The organism is Pseudomonas fluorescens, assembly GCF_000802965.1.
Lineage (GTDB): Bacteria > Pseudomonadota > Gammaproteobacteria > Pseudomonadales > Pseudomonadaceae > Aquipseudomonas > Aquipseudomonas fluorescens_A.
In genome coordinates this window covers 35353-55295 of sequence record NZ_JSAK01000002.1, presented here as the reverse complement: position 1 = coordinate 55295, position 19943 = coordinate 35353, and the positions used below count along the sequence as shown (strand labels likewise).

Annotated in this window: 16 protein-coding genes; 9 read left to right on the top strand and 7 right to left on the bottom strand. The window is 59.6% G+C overall.

The window, feature by feature from the left end; translation table 11 throughout:
• Positions 1 to 226 precede the first annotated feature (226 nt).
• On the top strand, positions 227 to 1279 hold the full coding sequence (locus NL64_RS01835) for a WD40/YVTN/BNR-like repeat-containing protein (RefSeq protein ID WP_034146458.1): 1053 nt from the start codon (positions 227 to 229) through the stop codon (positions 1277 to 1279).
• A 28-nt stretch (positions 1280 to 1307) separates the two neighbouring features.
• Positions 1308 to 3692 carry an efflux RND transporter permease subunit gene (locus NL64_RS01830; protein ID WP_034146457.1) on the top strand — a complete coding sequence of 795 codons (2385 nt, stop codon included), beginning with the start codon at positions 1308 to 1310 and terminating at the stop codon, positions 3690 to 3692.
• A gap of 165 nt (positions 3693 to 3857) precedes the next feature.
• Here NL64_RS01830 and NL64_RS01825 read toward each other — a convergent pair whose 3' ends face one another.
• Together NL64_RS01825 and NL64_RS01820 are read right to left on the bottom strand one after the other, a co-directional pair.
• Positions 3858 to 4577 (bottom strand): FadR/GntR family transcriptional regulator, encoded by a 720-nt coding sequence (locus tag NL64_RS01825; protein ID WP_034146456.1) that lies wholly within the window; start codon positions 4575 to 4577, stop codon positions 3858 to 3860.
• A 250-nt stretch (positions 4578 to 4827) separates the two neighbouring features.
• Positions 4828 to 6564 carry an IlvD/Edd family dehydratase gene (locus NL64_RS01820; protein WP_034146455.1) on the bottom strand — a complete coding sequence of 579 codons (1737 nt, stop codon included), beginning with the start codon at positions 6562 to 6564 and terminating at the stop codon, positions 4828 to 4830.
• A gap of 193 nt (positions 6565 to 6757) precedes the next feature.
• On the opposite strand from NL64_RS01820, the gene NL64_RS01815 reads away from it, so the two are divergent.
• The 5 genes from NL64_RS01815 (at position 6758) to nudC (ending at position 12618) form a co-directional block, all read left to right on the top strand.
• A complete protein-coding gene (locus tag NL64_RS01815; RefSeq protein ID WP_034146454.1) occupies positions 6758 to 8080 on the top strand; it encodes an MFS transporter in 1323 nt (440 codons plus the stop codon).
• Positions 8081 to 8233: 153 nt separating this feature from the next.
• Positions 8234 to 9226, top strand: coding sequence for an AraD1 family protein (gene araD1, locus NL64_RS01810; protein WP_034146453.1), 993 nt, complete (start codon positions 8234 to 8236; stop codon positions 9224 to 9226).
• Positions 9227 to 9236: 10 nt separating this feature from the next.
• Positions 9237 to 10817: an aldehyde dehydrogenase (NADP(+)) gene (locus NL64_RS01805; protein ID WP_034146452.1), complete on the top strand. Its 1581-nt coding sequence runs from the start codon at positions 9237 to 9239 to the stop codon at positions 10815 to 10817.
• A 150-nt stretch (positions 10818 to 10967) separates the two neighbouring features.
• Positions 10968 to 11780, top strand: coding sequence for a crotonase/enoyl-CoA hydratase family protein (locus tag NL64_RS01800; RefSeq protein ID WP_034146451.1), 813 nt, complete (start codon positions 10968 to 10970; stop codon positions 11778 to 11780).
• Between the two features lie 7 nt (positions 11781 to 11787).
• Positions 11788 to 12618, top strand: a complete 831-nt coding sequence (nudC, locus tag NL64_RS01795; RefSeq protein WP_034146450.1) for an NAD(+) diphosphatase — start codon at positions 11788 to 11790, stop codon at positions 12616 to 12618.
• Here nudC and NL64_RS01790 read toward each other — a convergent pair.
• Positions 12586 to 13365 (bottom strand): TSUP family transporter, encoded by a 780-nt coding sequence (locus NL64_RS01790; protein WP_034146449.1) that lies wholly within the window; start codon positions 13363 to 13365, stop codon positions 12586 to 12588. The genes nudC and NL64_RS01790 overlap by 33 nt on opposite strands.
• Positions 13366 to 13548: 183 nt before the next feature.
• Positions 13549 to 14787, bottom strand: a complete 1239-nt coding sequence (locus tag NL64_RS01785; protein WP_034146448.1) for an acyl-CoA dehydrogenase family protein — start codon at positions 14785 to 14787, stop codon at positions 13549 to 13551.
• Between the two features lie 344 nt (positions 14788 to 15131).
• Between NL64_RS01785 and sfnG the strand changes: the two genes are divergently transcribed.
• Positions 15132 to 16226 carry a dimethylsulfone monooxygenase SfnG gene (sfnG, locus tag NL64_RS01780; protein ID WP_034146447.1) on the top strand — a complete coding sequence of 365 codons (1095 nt, stop codon included), beginning with the start codon at positions 15132 to 15134 and terminating at the stop codon, positions 16224 to 16226.
• Positions 16227 to 16341: 115 nt separating this feature from the next.
• On the opposite strand, the gene NL64_RS01775 is transcribed toward sfnG, so the two are convergent.
• Positions 16342 to 16818: a DUF1348 family protein gene (locus NL64_RS01775; RefSeq protein WP_034146446.1), complete on the bottom strand. Its 477-nt coding sequence runs from the start codon at positions 16816 to 16818 to the stop codon at positions 16342 to 16344.
• Between the two features lie 56 nt (positions 16819 to 16874).
• A complete protein-coding gene (locus NL64_RS01770) occupies positions 16875 to 17438 on the bottom strand; it encodes a TetR/AcrR family transcriptional regulator (RefSeq protein ID WP_034146445.1) in 564 nt (187 codons plus the stop codon).
• Positions 17439 to 17642: 204 nt separating this feature from the next.
• On the opposite strand from NL64_RS01770, the gene pssA reads away from it, so the two are divergent.
• Complete coding sequence (gene pssA / locus NL64_RS01765; RefSeq protein WP_034146444.1) at positions 17643 to 18986, top strand: CDP-diacylglycerol--serine O-phosphatidyltransferase; 1344 nt, start codon at positions 17643 to 17645, stop codon at positions 18984 to 18986.
• 129 nt (positions 18987 to 19115) lie between these two features.
• Here pssA and efeO read toward each other — a convergent pair whose 3' ends face one another.
• Positions 19116 to 19940, bottom strand: coding sequence for an iron uptake system protein EfeO (gene efeO, locus NL64_RS01760; protein WP_034146443.1), 825 nt, complete (start codon positions 19938 to 19940; stop codon positions 19116 to 19118).
• Positions 19941 to 19943: the final 3 nt, after the last annotated feature.

Here is a 19943-nt window from a genome sequence, read left to right as displayed (position 1 = left end):
ACCTGATACCCAATCATTCAGCCCCCACCCAATCCCCTCTGGTTAACAAAAGATAACGAGCCGTCGATTGTCAGCCCTTCAAAAACACCGATAGGATAAGCCAGCTTCCGAAGGGGCTCTGGATTGCGGGTTTCAAGACTATGCTCTGAAACAGGTGATCCCGAGAGCAAACCTTACGGCGCCCTGAAAGGTTGAACGACCTAACAATAATAATGGGGGAAGGTCTATGAGTGAGCCTGTCATGGGTGTGGGTATCTGCCGCCCGCCGGCACTGCGCAAATTCGCGTTGCTGGCTACAGCGCTCTCGCTGGTGGGTTGTGCCATGTGGTCGGCATCTACGCTGGCCGCTGACGCGCCGGCATCCGACGTTGTTTATTCCGTTGAATCGGCCAAGGCCAGCAAAAGCCTGGTTCTCGATGTCGTGCACGCCGGCAAGCGACTGGTGGCCGTCGGGGATCGTGGGCACATTCTCTATTCCGACGACCAGGGTTCGACCTGGACCCAGGCCAAGGTGCCAACCCGGCAACTGCTGACCTCGGTGTTCTTTGTCGATGACAAGCACGGCTGGGCCGTTGGTCATGATGCGCAGATCCTCGCCAGTGAGGACGGCGGTATCACCTGGACCAAGCAATTCGAAGATCTGAAACGCGAATCGCCGCTGCTCGACGTCTGGTTCCAGGACGCCAACAGCGGCTTTGCCGTGGGCGCCTACGGGGCGCTGATGGCCACCACCGACGGCGGGAAGAACTGGGAAGACGTCAGCGACCGCCTCGACAACGAAGACCAGTTCCACCTTAACGCCATCACGGCGGTCAAGGATGCAGGCCTGTTCATCGTTGGCGAGCAGGGCAGCATGTTCCGCTCTGCCGACTGGGGCCAGACCTGGGAAAAGCTCGAAGGTCCCTATGAAGGTTCGCTGTTCGGTGTGATCGGCACGGCGCAAGCCAATACGCTATTGGCCTATGGCCTGCGCGGCAATCTTTACCGCTCCACGGATTTCGGCAGCACCTGGGAACAGGTCGAACTCAAGGCTGAGCGCGGTGACCTGGAATTCGGTTTGTCCGGCGGCACACTGCTTGATGACGGTTCGATTGTGATCGTCGGCAACGGCGGTTCGGTGATCAGCAGCAGCGACAACGGCGAAACCTTCAGCGTCTTTAACCGCCGGGATCGTATCTCGCTCTCGTCGGTGGTTGCCGCGGGCAATGGCAATCTGATTCTGGCTGGACAGGGCGGCGTTCGCGCCACTTCGCCAAACGGCGCCGAGCTGGGCAAATGAGCCAGGTTAATAATAAGAAGGCGGAGCTATGACTTCCTTGAGTACTCATCATCAGGACAAGGCGACGTTTCTTGAACGCCTGATTTTCAACAACCGTCCGGCAGTGATCACGATCTGCCTGCTGGTCAGTGTTTTTCTGTTCTGGCAGGCCACGCTGATCCGGCCGTCCACCAGTTTCGAAAAAATGATCCCGCTTGAGCATCCATTCATTCAAAAGATGATGGAGCACCGCAACGATCTGGCGAACCTGGGCAACACCGTGCGAATTTCGGTTGAAGCCACCGACGGCGACATTTTCTCCAAGGAGTACATGGAGACCCTGCGCCAGATCAACGACGAGGTGTTCTACATCTCCGGCGTTGACCGTTCCGGCCTCAAGTCGTTGTGGAGTCCGAGCGTTCGCTGGACTGAAGTGACGGAGGAGGGCTTCGCCGGTGGTGAAGTGATCCCGCAAAGCTACAACGGCTCCCAGGCCAGCCTCGACCTGCTGCGCAACAACGTGCTCAAGTCCGGTCAGGTAGGGCGGCTGGTGGCCAACGACTTCAAGTCGAGCATCGTCGACATCCCGTTGCTGGAGTCCTACCCGGACCCGCAGGACCAGGGCAAGTTGCTGGCGCTGGACTATCGCAAGTTCTCCCACGAACTCGAAGACAAGATCCGCGACAAGTTTGAGAAACAGAACCCCAACGTGAAGATCCACATCGTCGGTTTCGCCAAGAAAGTCGGTGACCTGATCGATGGCCTGGTGATGGTGGTGATGTTCTTCGGCATCGCTTTCGTCATTACCTTGATTCTCCTGTTGTGGTTCACCAACTGCCTGCGCAGTACCGTCGCCGTGTTGAGTACGACGCTGGTGGCGGTGGTCTGGCAGCTGGGGTTGATGCACTTCTTCGGCTTCGGGCTCGATCCATACTCGATGCTGGTGCCATTCCTGATCTTCGCCATCGGTATCTCCCACGGCGTGCAGAAAATCAACGGTATCGCCCTGCAATCCAGCGAGGCGGAAAACGCTCTGACGGCGGCTCGGCGCACGTTCCGCCAACTGTTCCTGCCGGGGATGATCGCGATCCTCGCCGATGCCGTGGGCTTCATCACGCTGCTGATCATCGATATCGGTGTGATCCGTGAACTGGCCATCGGCGCGTCCATCGGCGTGGCGGTGATCGTGTTCACCAACCTGATCCTGCTGCCGGTAGCCATTTCCTATGTCGGCATCAGCAAACGCGCCGTAGCCCGCAGCAAGAAAGACGCGACTCGCGAGCATCCGTTCTGGCGCTTGCTGTCGAACTTTGCCAGCGCCAAAGTCGCCCCGGTTTCGATCCTGTTGGCATTGATCGCCTTCGGCGGCGGCCTCTGGTACAGCCAGAACCTGAAAATCGGTGACCTCGATCAGGGTGCGCCGGAACTTCGTCCGGATTCGCGCTACAACAAGGACAACAACTTCATCATCAGCAACTACTCCACCAGTTCCGACGTGTTGGTGGTGATGGTCAAGACCAAGGCTGAAGGCTGCTCGCGCTACGAAGCCATGGCGCCGATCGACGAACTGATGTGGAAGATGCAGAACACCGAGGGCGTGCAGTCGGCGATTTCCCTGGTGACTGTGTCCAAGCAAATGATCAAGGGCATGAACGAGGGCAACCTGAAATGGGAAACCCTGTCGCGTAACCCTGACGTGCTGAACAACTCCATTGCCCGGGCCGATGGCCTGTACAACAACAGCTGTTCATTGGCACCGGTGCTGGTATTCCTTAACGATCACAAGGCCGAAACCCTGGATCGTGCGGTGCATGCGGTGCAGGCGTTTGCCAAGGAACACAACACCGAGAACCTGGAGTTCATCCTGGCGGCCGGTAACGCGGGGATCGAGGCGGCCACCAACGAAGTGATCAAGAAGTCCGAACTGACCATCCTGATCCTGGTGTATATCTGCGTCGCGGTCATGTGCATGATCACCTTCCGTTCCTGGGCGGCGACCCTGTGCATCGTGTTGCCGCTGGTGCTGACCTCGGTGCTCGGCAACGCCCTGATGGCGTTCATGGGCATCGGCGTAAAAGTCGCGACCCTGCCGGTCGTGGCGCTCGGGGTGGGGATTGGCGTGGACTACGGCATTTACATCTACAGCCGTCTGGAAAGCTTTCTGCGTGCCGGCCTGCCGTTGCAAGAGGCGTATTACCAGACCCTGAAGTCCACCGGTAAAGCCGTATTGTTCACCGGCCTGTGCCTGGCCATCGGCGTGTGCACCTGGATCTTCTCGGCCATCAAGTTCCAGGCTGACATGGGTCTGATGCTGACCTTCATGCTGCTCTGGAACATGTTCGGTGCACTGTGGCTGTTGCCGGCACTGGCGCGGTTCCTGATCAAACCGGAGAAACTGGCGGGGCAGAAGGGCAATTCGTTGTTTGCTCACTGATCGACGCTGAAATGAAAAAGCCGCAACCTCAGGGTTGCGGCTTTTTTATGTCTGCTGATCAACAAAACCCGTTGTAGGAGCCGGCTTGCTGGCGATGGTGTGTCAGTCAACATCAATGTGGCTGACACACCATCGCCAGCAAGCCGGCTCCTACAAGGTTAACGTTTATGCGGGATCGCTACCCAGCACCACATTCAACGCGCTGCGCGCATCATCCAGCTGCACCAGCGTCGCATGCCGCGCGCCGAGGGCATCGCGGTTCTCGATCGCGGTGAGAATTGCCTTATGTCGCGGCAGCGCCAGTTCATGCAGATTCGGCCGTTGGTTCGAATGCTTCAAGGCTTCGGCAATCGCCACCGAGAGCATATTGCACAGGTTGGCCAGCAAGTCGTTGTGGGTCGCATCGGCGATGCGGCTGTGGAAATCGAGGTCCGGTTGCAGCAAGGCTTCCGGCGTCGGTGCGGCTTCCATGCGTTGGTAGGCTTCGCCGATGGAGGCGATGTCGGCGTCCGTGGCGAATTGCGCGGCGAGGGCGGCGGCGGCCGGTTCGATGATGCTGCGCACGCTGGTCAGCAGATCGAAGAACTGGTTCTGCGGACTGCTTTGCATCAGCCAGTGCAGCACGTCCGGATCCAGCATGTGCCAGTCTTTGCGCGGTTTGACCACGGTGCCAACCCGTGGGCGCGAATACACCAGACCCTTGGCGACCAATACCCGGGTGGCTTCACGCAACACCGGTCGACTGACGGCATATTCCTCGCAGAGCAGGGCTTCGGCGGGCAGTTTGTCATCGGGCTGGAAGCGTCCGGAGACGATCTGCATGCCCAGTTCCTGGACGATGCGCGAGTGCATGCTTTTGCGGTCGGAAGGTTTGCGGTAATCCATGGGGAACGGCGCGGTCCTGTGCGATGGAGATGCCGCGCATGATAACAGGCGCGGCGGGATGCATCAGTCCTCAAAGTCAGCGTGTAACTTGTGGCGAGGGAGCTTGCTCCCGCTCGGCTGCGAAGCAGTCGCAGATCGGCAGTCGTGGTCTTGCTGAAAGACCGCGAGTGTCTGGATTGGGGCCGCTGCGCGGCCCAGCGGGAGCAAGCTCCCTCGCCACAGATATCGCTATGACTGGATTATGAGGGTGTCAGTGAGAGTGACGCGGCACTTCGGCACCTCGGCACCCCACCAGGAAGTCGAAGTCGCAGCCCTGATCCGCCTGCAATACATGCTCGATGTACAGCTGACGATAGCCACCCACCAGCAGTTGCTGCGGTGGTTGCAGGTCGGCCATGCGCGCGGCCAGTTCAGCATCCGGGATATCCAGATGCAAACGGCCGCTGGCGCAGTCGAGCTCGATCCAGTCGCCTTCTTTTACCGTCGCCAATGGCCCGCCAGCCGCCGCTTCCGGCGCCACGTGCAAAACCACCGTGCCGTACGCGGTACCGCTCATGCGCGCATCAGAAATTCGCACCATGTCCGTCACACCTTGGGCCAGCAATTTGGCCGGCAAGCCCATGTTGCCGACTTCGGCCATACCCGGATAACCCTTCGGACCGCAGTTTTTCATCACCAGAATCGAGTTGGCATCCACGTCCAGTTCCGGGTCGTTGATCCGCGCCTTGTACATGTCGAAGTTCTCGAACACCACCGCGCGCCCGCGATGCTGCATCAGCTCTGGCGTAGCCGCTGACGGCTTGAGCACCGCACCCAGCGGCGCCAGGTTGCCGCGTAATACGCAAATGCCGCCGTCGGCGCGGATCGGGTTGTCGAGGGTGCGGATTACTTCGTCTTCGCCATAGATCGGCGCGTCCTTGGTGTTCTCGCCGATGGACTTGCCATTGACGGTCAAGGCGTTGGGGTTCGGGATCAGGTTGGCTTCACCGAGGCGACGCAGTACCGCTGGCAAACCGCCGGCGTAGTAGAACTCTTCCATCAGGAAACGCCCGGACGGTTGCAGGTCGACGATGGTCGGCATGCCGCGACCCATGCGGGTCCAGTCGTCCAGATCCAGTTCCACGCCAATGCGACCGGCGATGGCTTTCAAGTGGATCACCGCGTTGGTCGAACCGCCGATGGCCGCGTTGACGCGAATGGCGTTTTCGAAGGCTTCCTTGGTCAGGATCTTCGACAGCTTCAGATCTTCGCGGACCATCTCCACCGCACGCATGCCGGACATGTGCGCCAACACATAGCGGCGCGCGTCGACCGCTGGAATCGCCGCGTTGTGGGGCAGGGAAGTGCCTAGGGCTTCAGCCATGCAGGCCATGGTTGATGCGGTGCCCATGGTGTTGCAGGTACCGGCCGAGCGGGACATGCCGCCCTCGGCCGCGAGGAAATCGTCGATAGTAATGGTGCCGGCCTTGACCTGTTCGCTGAGCTGCCAGACCACGGTGCCCGAGCCGATGTCCTTGCCCTTGTGCTTGCCGTTAAGCATCGGCCCACCGGTGACAACGATGGCTGGAACGTCGCAACTGGCCGCGCCCATCAGCAGCGCCGGAGTGGTTTTGTCGCAACCGGTGAGCAGCACCACGCCGTCAATCGGGTTGCCACGAATTGCTTCCTCGACATCCATGCTCGCCAGGTTGCGGGTCAGCATGGCGGTCGGGCGCAGGTTGGATTCACCGTTTGAGAACACCGGGAATTCCACCGGGAAGCCACCAGCCTCGATCACCCCGCGTTTGACGTGCTCCGCAATCTGGCGGAAATGCGCGTTGCACGGGGTCAGTTCCGACCAGGTGTTGCAAATGCCGATGATCGGCTTGCCATGGAACTGGTGGTCGGCGATGCCCTGATTCTTCATCCAGCTGCGGTACATGAAACCGTTCTTGTCGGCGGTGCCAAACCATTGGGCGGAGCGCAGGGTGGGTTTCTTATCAGACATGATCGATTCTCTTATTGTAAGACTATATTGTTTCTGCTGAGGCGTAACATAAGCGCAAATTCGGCGCTTTGGAAGTGTTGTTGGGTAAATAGTATTACTATATAGTCGTTTTCAGCGGAGGGATGGCCCTGGCGGTTTTCCGTGAGAGGCGTCCCCCGAGGTTCTATAAAAACAACAATCGGAGACCGATCTCATGAGCCAGGAACTGCGGCTTATTCGCCGCATCACGCTGAAACTGATTCCCTTCCTGATCCTGCTGTACCTGATCGCCTATGTGGATCGCTCCGCCGTAGGCTTCGCCAAGTTGCACATGGGCGCCGACATCGGCCTCGGCGACGCGGCTTACGGTCTGGGCGCCGGGCTGTTCTTCATTGGCTACTTCCTGCTGGAAATCCCTAGCAACCTGATGCTTGACCGTTTCGGCGCGCGACGCTGGTTTGCGCGGATCATGGTCACCTGGGGTGCCATCACCATCGGCATGGCCTTCGTGCAGGGGCCGAACAGCTTCTATTTGATGCGTTTTCTGCTCGGTGCAGCGGAAGCCGGGTTCTTCCCGGGCGTTCTGTACTACATCACCCAGTGGTTCCCGGTTCGCCATCGCGGCAAGATCCTCGGGCTGTTCATCCTGTCCCAACCCATCGCGATGATGATCACCGGCCCGGTGTCCGGCGGTTTGCTGGGCATGGATGGTGTGCTGGGCCTGCATGGCTGGCAGTGGCTGTTTATCGTCATCGGCACCCCGGCGATCCTGCTGACCTGGCCAACGTTGCGTTACCTGCCTGACGGCCCGCAACAGGTGAAATGGATGGACCAGTCCGAGAAAGACTGGCTCGCCGGCGAGTTGAAAAAAGACCTGCAACAGTACGGTCAGACCCGTCACGGCAATCCGCTGCACGCCCTCAAGGACAAACGCGTGCTGCTCCTGGCGCTGTTCTACCTGCCAGTGACCCTGAGCATCTATGGTCTGGGCTTGTGGCTGCCGACGCTGATCAAGCAATTCGGCGGCAGCGACCTCGTGACCGGGTTCGTGTCATCGGTGCCGTACATTTTCGGGATCGTCGGTTTGCTGATCATTCCGCGCAGTTCCGATCGCTTGAATGATCGCTACGGCCACTTGGCGGTGTTGTACGTGCTGGGCGCCATCGGGCTGTTCTTCAGCGCCTGGCTGACGATTCCGGTGTTGCAACTGGCGGCGCTGTGCCTGGTGGCGTTCGCGCTGTTTTCCTGCACGGCGATTTTCTGGACCTTGCCAGGTCGCTTCTTTGCCGGTGCCAGCGCGGCGGCGGGGATTGCCTTGATCAACTCGGTGGGCAACCTCGGCGGCTACATCGGCCCGTTCGTGATCGGTGCGCTCAAGGAATACACCGGCAATCTGGCGTCGGGGCTGTACTTCCTGTCTTGCGTGATGGTGTTCGGCCTGGTGCTGACCGGCGTGGTTTATCGCTTGCTGGAACGCAAACACGTGTTGCCAGCGGATCAGTTTGCGGCCAGTGCACGCGGCGCGACCCGTACCTGACACAAAAACAGGCAACTACCACCGACCCTGTGGGAGCTGACTTGCCAGCGATGACGTCGGCACATCCACCATCAATGTGTCGGATAGATCGCAATCGCGGGCAAACCCACTCCCACAGGGAACAGCAGTGCTTCAATAAACAGGAGAAAATTCATGCGTTTGGTTCAATTCGAATTGAGTAATGGCGAACGCCGCGTAGGCGTGGTCGAGGAAGGCTTGGTGCGCGAGGTGCAAGACGCGCGCACGGTTCGCGATTTGGCACTGGCGGCCATCGAGGCGGGTGTCAATCTTGAGCAGCAGGTAAAAAGCCTGGGTCTGGGCATCAGCCATGACTATGCAGACCTGCTGGTACAACTGCGCATCCTGCCGCCGCTGGATCACCCGGACCCGGCGCACATGCTGGTCAGCGGCACCGGCCTGACGCACTTGGGCAGCGCTTCGGCCCGGGACAAAATGCACCAGCAGGCCGGCGATGAAGCCGCAATGACCGACACCATGCGCATCTTCAAATGGGGCGTGGAGGGCGGTAAACCCGCAGCGGGTCAGGCCGGCGTGCAACCGGAATGGTTCTACAAGGGTGACGGCAGCATCGTCGTTCGTCCCGGTCACCCGTTTCCGCTACCGCCGTTTGCCGAAGATGCCGGCGAAGAACCTGAATTGAGTGGCCTGTACGTCATCGGCCACGACGGCAAGCCGTATCGCCTGGGTTTTGCCGTGGGCAACGAGTTTTCCGATCACGTTATGGAACGCAAAAACTACCTCTATCTGGCTCACTCGAAATTGCGCAGTTGCAGCTACGGCCCGGAACTGCGGGTTGGCGAACTACCACAGCATCTGGCCGGCACCAGCCGCATCCTGCGTGACGGTGAAGTGCTGTGGCAGAACGAGTTCCTCAGCGGTGAAGCCAACATGTGCCACAGCCTGGCAAACCTTGAATATCACCATTTCAAGTACAGCCAGTTCCTGCGGCCGGGGGACGTGCACATCCACTTCTTTGGCACCGCGACCCTGTCTTTCGCCGACGGCATCCGTACCCAGCCGGGCGATGTGTTTGAAATCAGCCAGACTGAATTCGGCGCGCCGTTGATCAATGGCATCGCTCCAGTAGACGCCGCATTCAAACCCGGCACCGTTGGCACACTTTGAGGAGCATTTCATGACCCGGATTCTTGGCCATAATTACATCGGCGGCCAGCGCAGTGCGTTGGGTAGCGTCAAATTGCAGAGCGTCGACGCTGAAACCGGCGAGGCATTGCCCCATGATTTCATCCAGGCCTCGCCGGAAGAGGTCGATGCCGCCGCGAAAGCAGCCGCTGCTGCGTATCCGGCTTACCGCAGCCTGAGTGCTGAGCGACGCGCGCAGTTTCTCGATGCCATTGCCGATGAACTCGATGCGCTGGGCGATGAGTTTGTAACGCTGGTGTGCCGCGAAACGGCGCTGCCTGCCGCACGGATCATTGGTGAGCGCGGTCGCACCAGCGGCCAGATGCGCCTGTTCGCCAACGTGCTGCGTCGCGGTGATTTCTACGGCGCGCGGATCGACCAGGCATTGCCGGAACGCCAACCGTTTCCGCGTCCTGACATGCGTCAGTACCGCATCGGCCTCGGCCCGGTGGCCGTGTTCGGCGCGAGTAACTTCCCCTTGGCATTTTCCACCGCCGGTGGCGATACCGCCGCGGCCCTGGCCGCCGGTTGCCCGGTGGTGTTCAAGGCGCACGGCGGGCACATGGCGACAGCCGAGCACGTCGCCGACGCGATCATCCGTGCCGCAGAAAAAACCGCGATGCCGGCCGGCGTGTTCAACATGATTTACGGTGGCGGGGTCGGCGAAGCGCTGGTCAAGCATCCGGCGATTCAGGCAGTGGGCTTCACCGGATCGCTCAAAGGGGGCAGGGCGCTGTGCGACATGGCCGCTGCACGTCCACAACCGATTCCGGTGTTCGCCGAGATGTCGAGCATCAACCCGGTGATCGTATTGCCGCAGGCCCTGCAAGACCGTGCGGAAACCATCGCCCGTGGCCTGACCGCTTCGGTGGTACAGGGTTGCGGACAGTTCTGCACCAATCCCGGCCTGGTGATCGGCATTCGGTCGCCGCAGTTCAGCGCGTTCCTGCAACTGGTCAGCGAAATGATGGCGGACCAGCCAGCCCAAACCATGCTCAACGCCGGAACGCTGAGCAGCTATGGCAACGGCTTGCAAAAGCTCCTTGATCATCCGGGTATCGAACACCTGGCCGGTCAGCCGCAACAAGGTCGCCAGGCGCAGCCGCAACTGTTCAAGGCCGATGTCAGCCTGCTGATCGAAGGCGATGCGGTGCTGCAAGAGGAAGTGTTCGGCCCGACTACGGTGGTGGTTGAAGTGGCGGATCAGGCGCAACTCAGCGCAGCATTGAGCGGCTTGCACGGGCAGTTGACGGTGACCATCATCGGCGAACGTGCGGACTTCGAACAGTTCGGCGAGCTGACGGCATTGCTCGAACAAAAAGTCGGGCGGATCCTGCTCAATGGCTATCCGACCGGCGTCGAAGTCTGTGATTCGATGGTCCATGGCGGACCCTATCCGGCGACCTCGGATGCTCGCGGCACGTCGGTCGGTACGCTGGCCATCGATCGCTTCCTGCGCCCGGTGTGTTTCCAGAACTACCCGGATTACCTGCTGCCGGAGGCGTTGAGAAACGCTAACCCGCTGGGTATTCAGCGCCTGGTGGACGGAAAACCATCCCGCGAAACCTTATAAAACCCGTATTTGAGCGTGCTGGCGAAGAGGCTCGAAGGCCTCACGGTTGCTGAAGCAGTCCCGCTTTTGGCCGAACCACTGCCTTACTGCCACAGTCGATGCCTTGTTATAGTTCGGGCCTCTTTTTTTGCCCGCTAAAGGATCGCTAGCATGTCTCAATACACAGCATTCAACGTCGAACTGGTCGATAAAATCGCCCATGTGCAGATCAACCGACCGGAAAAGATCAACTCGATGAACGCTGCGTTCTGGAGCGAAATCGTCGAGATTTTCCAGTGGATCGATGACACCGACGAAGTCCGCGTGGTGGTGATCAGCGGTGCGGGCAAGCATTTCTCCTCCGGCATCGACCTGATGATGCTGGCGGGCGTGGCCAATGAGTTGGGCAAGGACGTGGGGCGCAATGCGCGCCTGCTGCGCCGCAAGATCCTCAATCTGCAAGCTTCCTTCAATGCCGTTGACCAGTGCCGCAAACCGGTGCTCGCGGCGATCCAGGGTTATTGCCTGGGCGGTGCCATCGACCTGATCGCCGCTTGCGACATGCGCTACGCCGCTGAAGACGCCCAATTCTCGATCAAGGAAATCGACATCGGCATGGCCGCCGACGTTGGTACATTGCAACGCTTGCCGCGGATCATCGGTGACGGCATGCTGCGTGAACTGGCTTACACTGGTCGCACTTTCGGCGCCGAAGAAGCACGGGGCATGGGTCTGGTTAATCGCGTCTACAGCGACACCGCCAGCCTGCTTGACGGCGTCATGGGCATTGCCCGGGAGATTGCGAGCAAGTCGCCGATTGCCATTACTGGCACCAAGGAGATGATCAGCTACATGCGCGATCATCGCATCGACGACGGCCTGGAATATGTCGCCACCTGGAACGCCGCCATGCTGCAATCCACCGATCTGCGCGTGGCCATGGCCGCCCATATGAGCAAACAGAAACCCGAATTTCTGGATTGATTGAAAAATGACTTCACGCTGGACCACTGCAGTACTGGACACCGAACAACCTGGCGGCTGGGCCGTGGCGCGCAGCCCCGAAGGCTTTCTGTTCGATGACAATGGCGCGCTGTTTCCGCGTGAATGGCTCAAGCGCCAGGACTTGTCGATCCTGGCCGAGCACGGCATCGGCCACCTCGACGGCGAACCGGTGTACCTGTTGGAGTTGCGCAGTCACAGCGAAGTGCCGGGCTATAACTGGAAAGGCTTGCGGGCGTTCATGCTCGATGGCGATCACACGATCTATAAGGTGCTCGGCTACGCCGCGCAGATTGGCACTTGGGCCCGTGAGCACCGGTTTTGCGGTAACTGCGGGCAGGCCATGACGCAAGTGCCGCGCGAGCGGGCGATGTATTGCCAGCCGTGCGATTTACGCAGCTATCCACGGATTTCGCCGAGCATGATTGTGCTGGTGACCCGTGGCGATGAAATCCTGCTGGCACGCTCGCCACGGTTCGTCACCGGGGTCTACAGCACACTGGCCGGGTTTGCGGAGCCGGGCGAGTCGGCCGAGGATTGCCTGATTCGTGAAGTTCGCGAAGAAGTGCAGATCGAGGTAAAGAACATCCAGTACCTGGGCAGCCAGTGCTGGCCGTTCCCGCACTCGATGATGCTCGGCTTTCATGCCGAGTACGCAGGCGGCGAGATTGTCTGTCAGGAAGACGAGATCGAAGACGCCCAGTGGTTCAACGTTCACGAGCTGCCGCCGTTGCCGGCGTCACGCTCGATTGCCCGTTATCTGATCGACGTCTACGTAGCGCGGCGCTTAGGCCACGCTGAACCAGTGTTGCCAGGCTAACCGCACGGTCAGGCCCAGTACCACGGTGATGAACACCGGACGAATGAATTTCGCGCCGCCACTGATGGCGGTGCGAGCGCCGAAGAAAGCCCCGACCATCACCGACAGGCCCATGCTCAGGCCAATGATCCAGTCCACTTGCCCGGAAAACACGAACACCGACAGCGCCGCAATGTTGCTGACGAAGTTCATGCTGCGCGCCACGCCGCTGGCCTTCACCAGGTCGATCGGGTACATCAACAGGCTGCTGACGGTCCAGAACGCACCCGTGCCGGGACCGGCCACGCCGTCATAGAAACCAAGGGTGAAGCCTTGGGTCGATTGCCACTTCTTCTTGATCGGTGCGTCGCTGTCCAGCGGCGCTTTCGGCGTGCCGCCAAACAACAGGTAGAGGCCGCAGGCAAACACGATCACCGGCAGCATCTTGTTCAGCCATTCCGCTGGCAGGTAATGCGCGACCACGGCGCCGGTCAGCGCGCCGACCAGGGTGCCGACGATGGCGTGCATCCACTGCTTGGGATGGAACAGCTTGCGGCGGTAGAAGGTGAAGCTGGCGGTCGCCGAGCCAAAGGTCGAGCTGAGTTTGTTGGTGCCCAGTACCAGGTGCGGTGGCAGGCCGGCGGTCAACAACGCCGGCGTGGTCAACAGCCCACCGCCGCCGGCAATGGCGTCGATGAAACCGGCAATGAAAGCGACTATGGCCAAAATGGCCAGGGTGGTGAGGTCAACGCTGAGTTCGAAAGGCATGGAATCGGCTTAATCGGCGGGGCGCAGAAAAGGGCTGCGGGGAAGGGCCGGTATCTTACCTATATCCAACCCTTGCGGCGAGCCGCCTGGCCTCATCGCTAGCAGGCTAGCTGCTCCCACATTTGAAATGCATTCCCCTGTGGGAGTGAGCCTGCTCGCGATGGCGTCAGGCCAAGCGACACATCACTTGCTCTGTGACCCATTTCCAATTTGCCACACAAACGGCGGCTCGGTGCCGTTGATCGCCCAATCCCCGACAATCCGCGCCTTGTAGATCACCGGATTGTGTGACGACACCGTGCGCGCATTGCGCCAGTGTCGGTCCAGCGCCTTGCCCTGGCGAATGTCCGAAGCCCCCAGCGCATTGAACAGCTGCGAAGTCGCGCGCTGGATCAGCTCCGTGACCACTACCTGCGCTTTCGCGGATTCGATTTCCGCGGCGACGTTTGCCGCGTGTTCCCTTTCGTCATCACCCGCGAAACGCGCCAGGTAAGCCTGTTGCGCCGGTTGTGCTGCGCGCAAGGTACTGGCTTCAGCGGCGTACACCCACGCGGCAATATCGCCCACCACTTGCTGGATTTGCGCATCTTCGCTGACACGCTGGGCATTGCCATGGCTGTAAATGCGCTGGCGCTCGCGCACATGACGCGACACGTCATGCAACGCCGCTCGCCCGATCCCCGACAGCGTGGCCAGCAAGACTAATTGATAAAACGCGGTCTGGTATTTGAAACGGGTGGCGAAGTCGATGATGTTTTCCGCGTCCACTTCAGCATCGATAAAACGCGACGTGCCGCTGCCCGTGGTGCGCTGGCCGAAGCCGTCCCAGTCGTCAGTCTGCACGATTCCCGGTTGGCGCGTGCGCACGGCGGCAATCACGTCGCCACCGGTGTCGCTGCGCTGTGCATAGACATCAATCCAGTCGGAAAACAGGCTGCCGGTGCTGTAGAACTTCTCGCCGTTAAGCCGCCATTGCTCACCATGGGGCGATACTTTGGTGATCACATCGCCGATGGCCACGTTGCCGATTTCGGTCCAGGCGCAACCGACGACGTCGCCCTCTACGAATCGTTTGAACCATACATCCCGCGTCGGGCCAGGAGGGGAATTGAGGCGATCCTCGGCGAAGGCGAAGTGACCGCGCAATGCCTGGGGAACGTTGGAGTCGGCTTCGGCCAGTTCGATCAGCAGTTCAAACAGTTGCGGCAAAGAGGCCCCGCCACCGCCGTATTCCACGGGCACCCGCACGGCGCCAAACCCTGCTTCCTTGAGCCATTGAATCGGCTCATGGGGTAGCGTGCGCGACTTTTCTCTTTCGATGGCGCCGTCAGCTATGCGCTGGAAGATCGGCCGGAATTTACTCGCCAGTGTTTCGTAGTCAGTGCCGATGGATAACGGGTTGATTACCTGGTGTTCGGTCATGGGAACGGCTCCTTGGCTGGGCAGAAAAGATGTTGCGTCTGCCAAGGCAATTGCATGGTCCATGCCGAGTGGCTGGAGCGTGGATTTACAGGTCGGCATTGATCCCACGCCATCTTCAACTGTTGCCGGGTCAACAGCGCATAAACAAATTGCCCAAGTGAATCGCTTCTGTGGCGAGGGAGCTTGCTCCCGCTTGAGTGCGCAGCGCTCACAAAGAATTGGGGCCGCTGCGCAGCCCAGCGGGAGCAAGCTCCCTCGCCACAGTACTCACTCGCCTCGGGATTCAGGGCTGGCACGCTTGCTGCTCTGTCCCAAGGACTCCCTAAAGTCCCGAGGACATGCCAATGAGTCAGCAAGCCGTCAAATTCGCCTACTGGGTGCCGAACGTCAGCGGAGGGCTGGTGGTCAGCAAGATCGAGCAACGGACCCACTGGGGCATCGACTACAACCGCAAACTGGCGCAACTGGCCGAAGACGCGGGGTTTGAATATGCGCTGACGCAGATTCGCTTCACTGCCGGTTACGGTGCCGAGTATCAGCATGAGTCGGTCGCCTTCAGTCATGCATTGCTTGCCGCAACGACCAAACTGAAAGTCATCGCCGCGATCCTGCCAGGTCCATGGCAACCGGCACTCGCGGCCAAGCAACTGGCGACCATCGATCAACTGACCAACGGCCGGGTCGCGGTCAACATCGTCAGCGGTTGGTTCAAGGGTGAATTCCACGCCATTGGCGAACACTGGCTGGAGCACGACGAACGCTATCGCCGTTCCGAGGAATTCATTCGCTCACTCAAAGGCATCTGGACCGAAGATAATTTCACCTTTCGCGGCGACTTCTACCGCTTCGACAACTACAGCCTCAAACCCAAGCCATTGGGCCGCCCGGAAATCTTCCAGGGCGGCAGTTCCCGTGCGGCGCGGGACATGGCCGCGCGGGTGTCGGACTGGTACTTCACCAACGGCAACACCCCGGAAGGCATCAAGGCTCAGGTCGACGACATTCGCGCCAAGGCCGCGGCGAACAATCATTGCGTGAAGGTCGGCGTGAACGCCTTTGTCATCGCCCGCGATACCGAAGAGGAGGCACGCGCGGTGCTCGCGCAAATCATCGATCAGGCGGACCCGGAAGCGGTGAATGCGTTTGGCGACGCGGCGAAACAGGCGGGCAGGGCATCACCGGAAGGCGAAGGCAATTGGGCCAAATCGACGTTCGAGGATCTGGTGCAGTACAACGACGGCTTCAAGACCAACCTGATCGGCACGCCGCAGCAAATCGCCGAGCGCATCGTCGCGTTGAAAGCGGTGGGTGTGGATTTGGTGCTGGCGGGGTTCCTGCACTTCCAGGAAGAAGTGGAGTATTTCGGCAAGCGAGTGTTGCCGTTGGTGCGCGAGTTGGAGGCTGAGGCTCAGCTCGGTCGAGCTGCCGCAGTCGCCTGAACACGCCAAACCCTGTAGGAGCCGGCTTGCTGGCGATTGCAATCTATCAATCAACATAGATGTTGAATGTGATTACGCCATCGCCAGCAAGCCGGCTCCTAAAGGGGATCAATGTTTACAAGCCCAGATCCGACAGGCTCGGATGATCATCCGGGCGACGACCCAGCGGCCAGTGGAATTTGCGTTCGCTTTCTTTGATCGGCATATCGTTGATGCACGCGAAGCGGTGGGCCATCAGGCCGTCTTCGTTGAACTCCCAGTTTTCATTGCCGTAAGAGCGGAACCAGTTGCCCGAATCATCGTGCCATTCATAGGCATAACGCACGGCGATGCGGTTGTCGGTGAACGCCCAGAGTTCCTTGATCAGGCGATAGTCCAGTTCCTTGGCCCATTTGCGCGTCAGAAAGCCCTTGGCTTCTTCACGGTTGAAGGCAAATTCGGCACGGTTGCGCCATTTGGTGTCCAGGGTGTAGGCCAGCGATACACGCTCCGCATCCCGGGAGTTCCAGCCATCTTCGGCCAGGCGTACTTTTTCAATGGCCGATTCACGGGTAAATGGCGGCAATGGCGGACGAACTTCAGCGTTAGACATTTCACGTCTCCCTATCAAATTAAAGTTCAAGCAAGTTGTCGGTCTCGTTCAAGCAGTTACAGGTCCAATAACTTCCGCGCCATGCATTGCGCATTATCGGCGGCACTGTAGTCACCCATGACAAGTGCGACGGTGATGGCCCCGTCGATCAGGATCAGCAGCTGTTTGGCCAGCGTCTCCGGATCTTCAGCGCCATGTTCGGTACACAGCTCGCACACGTAGTCGAGCAGCTTCTGTTTGTGGTCCTTGGCGACCAGTCGAACCGGGTCGAGCGGATCGCCGGTTTCACCGCTGGTGTTGATGAACGCGCACCCGCGAAAACCTTCGGAGACGAACCAGGATTTAAGCACGGTAAACAGGTTGAGCAAGCGGTCGGCCGGGGTTTCGGCTTGTCCGACTTCGGTTCTGTACCAGTGCATCCAGCGTTGATCCCGGCGTTGCAGGGCCGCGACGGTGAGCTCCTCCTTGTTGGCGAAGTAGCGGTAGATACTTTTTCTGGAAACGCCGGCGGTTTTCACCAGAAGATCCATGCCGGTGGCGGCGATGCCACTTTTGTAGATCAACTTTTCGGTAACATCCAGAATGATGTCGCGTGTGTCGTTGCTAGTGATTTCGTTCATGTGGCTAACAGTAGAACGGTCGTTCTCCTTGGTCAACAGGTTTTTTAAAATCAAAAGATCGCAGCCTTCGGCAGCTCCTCCAGAGGTCCGTGTAGGAGCTGCCGCAGGCTGCGATCTTTTTAATGGGGTGACCTCACCGCAAGACCCAAACCCCTCCATGGTGTAAGCTCTCAAGCTCTTCGGATTCGACCCATTGCGAGCCCTATGCCGTCGCTTTTCAAACGCTCCCTGCTGCCCAAACTGCGCAGTTTCCCGCTGACCGCCGATGCCGTCACTATCCTCCATGGCGCTGCCGAGTTCCGCCGTTGCCTGCTGGAAAAAATCGCCAGTGCGACGCAACGCATCTATATCGTCGCGCTGTACCTGCAACAGGACGAGGCTGGTCAGGAAATTCTCGATGCCTTGCACGCCGCCAAACTGGCACGTCCGGAACTGGACGTGGCGGTAGTGGTGGACTGGCTGCGCGCCCAGCGCGGTTTGATTGGTGCCGGCAAGCAGCCCGGCAACTCGGCGTGGTATCAGGAAATGACCCGCACTCACGCCAGTGAAGTGCCGGTGTACGGCGTGCCGGTGCAGACCCGCGAGCTCTTCGGCGTTTTGCACTTGAAGGGTTTTGTCATCGATGACTGTGTGATTTACAGCGGCGCGAGCCTCAACAACGTCTACCTGCACAAGTTCGACAAATACCGCTACGACCGTTATCACCTGCTGCAAAACCGTGACCTGGCCGATTCGATGCACCATCTGGTTCAGCATGGGCTTGTAGCTTCCAAAGCCGTGCATCGCCTCGATCTGCCCAACCTGCCGACCACCCGCAGCCTGCGCAATGACATCGGCGACCTGCGCAGCCGTCTCAAGTACGCCGCGTACGACACGACCCAGGGCACCACGGCCAAGGATGGTTTGTCGGTCAGCCCGCTGCTCGGCGTTGGCAAGAACAACCCGTTGAGCCGGGTGATTGGCGAACTGATCGGCAGCGCGCAACATCAGCTGACCATCTGCACGCCATACTTCAACCTGCCACTGGCCGTGACCCGGGAAATCAACCGGGCTCTGGCGCGGGGCGTGAAGATCGACATCGTGGTCGGCGACAAGACCGCCAACGACTTCTATATTCCGCCGAGCGAACCGTTCAAGGTGATTGCGGCGCTGCCGTACCTCTACGAAATCAGCCTGCGCCGCTTCGCCAAGCGCCATCAGCGCAACATCGACAGCGGCCAGTTGAACCTGCATCTTTGGAAGGATGGCGACAACACCTACCACCTCAAGGGCATGTGGATCGATCAGCGCTACACCTTGCTGACCGGCAACAACCTCAATCCGCGGGCGTTTCGTCTTGATCTGGAAAACGCCTTGCTGATCGATGACCCTAAAGGCGAGTTGCAGGAACCGCGTCGCACGGAGCTGGTGGAGATTTTCCAGCACACCCGGCGCATCGAGCGTTATCAGGACCTGGAAACGTTGCCGGATTACCCGGCAGGGGTGGCGAAGTTTCTAAAGCGGGTGAGTCGGGTGAGGATTGAGCGGTTGCTCTATCGCATTTTGTGAGGCCTGAAAAAGCATCGCTGGCAAGCCAGCTCCCACAGGTTTCTGAATCGAGCCACGATTAAGTGATCGACATCAAACACTGTAGGAGCTGGCTTGCCAGCGATGAGGCCCTTCCCGACGCTACAAAACTCAGTTCAACCCCAGCTTCCCGCGCATCGTCGACAAATCTTCCGCCAGTGTATTGACCGGCCCGACCAGCGCCTTGCGGTCGTTTTCCTTCACTTTGTCGTACGTCTCGAACCCGCCATCTGCGGTTTTGTACTTGGCCAGGATCTTGTCCACGGTCGCGAAGTTCTTGTCGACTTTGGCGACGAACGCCGCGTCCTGCTTCTCGATCTGCGGACGGAACAAATCAACGATTTTCTGCGCGCCGTCGATGTTGCCCTGGAAGTCGTAGAGGTCGGTGTGGCTGTAGCGATCTTCTTCGCCGGAGATCTTGGTCGCCGCGACTTCTTCCAGCAGCGCAGCGGCGCCACCGACGACTTTTTCCGGTGGGAAAGTCAGGCCGGCGACGCGGGTTTGCAGGTCCTTCACGTCTTTGTTCAAACCGTCTGCCAGTTCGTCCAGGCCCTGGGTGCTGTTTTCCGAGAACAGCGAATATTCGATGCGGTGGAAACCGGTGAAGTCTTCGGCCTTCACGCCTTTTTCGTGGTCATCGACGCGGGAGTCGATAGAGGCATCGAGGTCACTGAACAGCTCGGCAATCGGCTCGATCGACTCGTAGAAGACGCGGGTCGGGGCGTAGAGCTTTTTCGCGTTGGCCAGGTCGCCTTTTTTCACTGCGTCGGTGAACTGTTGCGTGTGGCTGGCCAACTCATCCAGTTGCTCGGTGACGTAGATCTTGTAGTCGGAAATCGGCTGCACCAACTCCAGCGGCGCCGTCGCCGCGAAAGCTGAAAGCGGGGTGTTGAGCAAGCCAAGTGTCAGCATTAACGCGAGTGGCGACTTTTTCATGGG

What these genes read in the sequence shown, in the direction of transcription:
- NL64_RS01835 (WP_034146458.1), top strand. Translation starts at nt 227, where the DNA reads ATGAGTGAGCCTGTCATGGGTGTGGGTATCTGCCGCCCGCCGGCACTG.
- NL64_RS01830 (WP_034146457.1), top strand. Translation starts at nt 1,308, where the DNA reads ATGACTTCCTTGAGTACTCATCATCAGGACAAGGCGACGTTTCTTGAA.
- NL64_RS01825 (WP_034146456.1), bottom strand. Translation starts at nt 4,577, where the DNA reads ATGGATTACCGCAAACCTTCCGACCGCAAAAGCATGCACTCGCGCATC.
- NL64_RS01820 (WP_034146455.1), bottom strand. Translation starts at nt 6,564, where the DNA reads ATGTCTGATAAGAAACCCACCCTGCGCTCCGCCCAATGGTTTGGCACC.
- NL64_RS01815 (WP_034146454.1), top strand. Translation starts at nt 6,758, where the DNA reads ATGAGCCAGGAACTGCGGCTTATTCGCCGCATCACGCTGAAACTGATT.
- araD1 (WP_034146453.1), top strand. Translation starts at nt 8,234, where the DNA reads ATGCGTTTGGTTCAATTCGAATTGAGTAATGGCGAACGCCGCGTAGGC.
- NL64_RS01805 (WP_034146452.1), top strand. Translation starts at nt 9,237, where the DNA reads ATGACCCGGATTCTTGGCCATAATTACATCGGCGGCCAGCGCAGTGCG.
- NL64_RS01800 (WP_034146451.1), top strand. Translation starts at nt 10,968, where the DNA reads ATGTCTCAATACACAGCATTCAACGTCGAACTGGTCGATAAAATCGCC.
- nudC (WP_034146450.1), top strand. Translation starts at nt 11,788, where the DNA reads ATGACTTCACGCTGGACCACTGCAGTACTGGACACCGAACAACCTGGC.
- NL64_RS01790 (WP_034146449.1), bottom strand. Translation starts at nt 13,365, where the DNA reads ATGCCTTTCGAACTCAGCGTTGACCTCACCACCCTGGCCATTTTGGCC.
- NL64_RS01785 (WP_034146448.1), bottom strand. Translation starts at nt 14,787, where the DNA reads ATGACCGAACACCAGGTAATCAACCCGTTATCCATCGGCACTGACTAC.
- sfnG (WP_034146447.1), top strand. Translation starts at nt 15,132, where the DNA reads ATGAGTCAGCAAGCCGTCAAATTCGCCTACTGGGTGCCGAACGTCAGC.
- NL64_RS01775 (WP_034146446.1), bottom strand. Translation starts at nt 16,818, where the DNA reads ATGTCTAACGCTGAAGTTCGTCCGCCATTGCCGCCATTTACCCGTGAA.
- NL64_RS01770 (WP_034146445.1), bottom strand. Translation starts at nt 17,438, where the DNA reads ATGAACGAAATCACTAGCAACGACACACGCGACATCATTCTGGATGTT.
- pssA (WP_034146444.1), top strand. Translation starts at nt 17,643, where the DNA reads ATGCCGTCGCTTTTCAAACGCTCCCTGCTGCCCAAACTGCGCAGTTTC.
- efeO (WP_034146443.1), bottom strand. Translation starts at nt 19,940, where the DNA reads ATGAAAAAGTCGCCACTCGCGTTAATGCTGACACTTGGCTTGCTCAAC.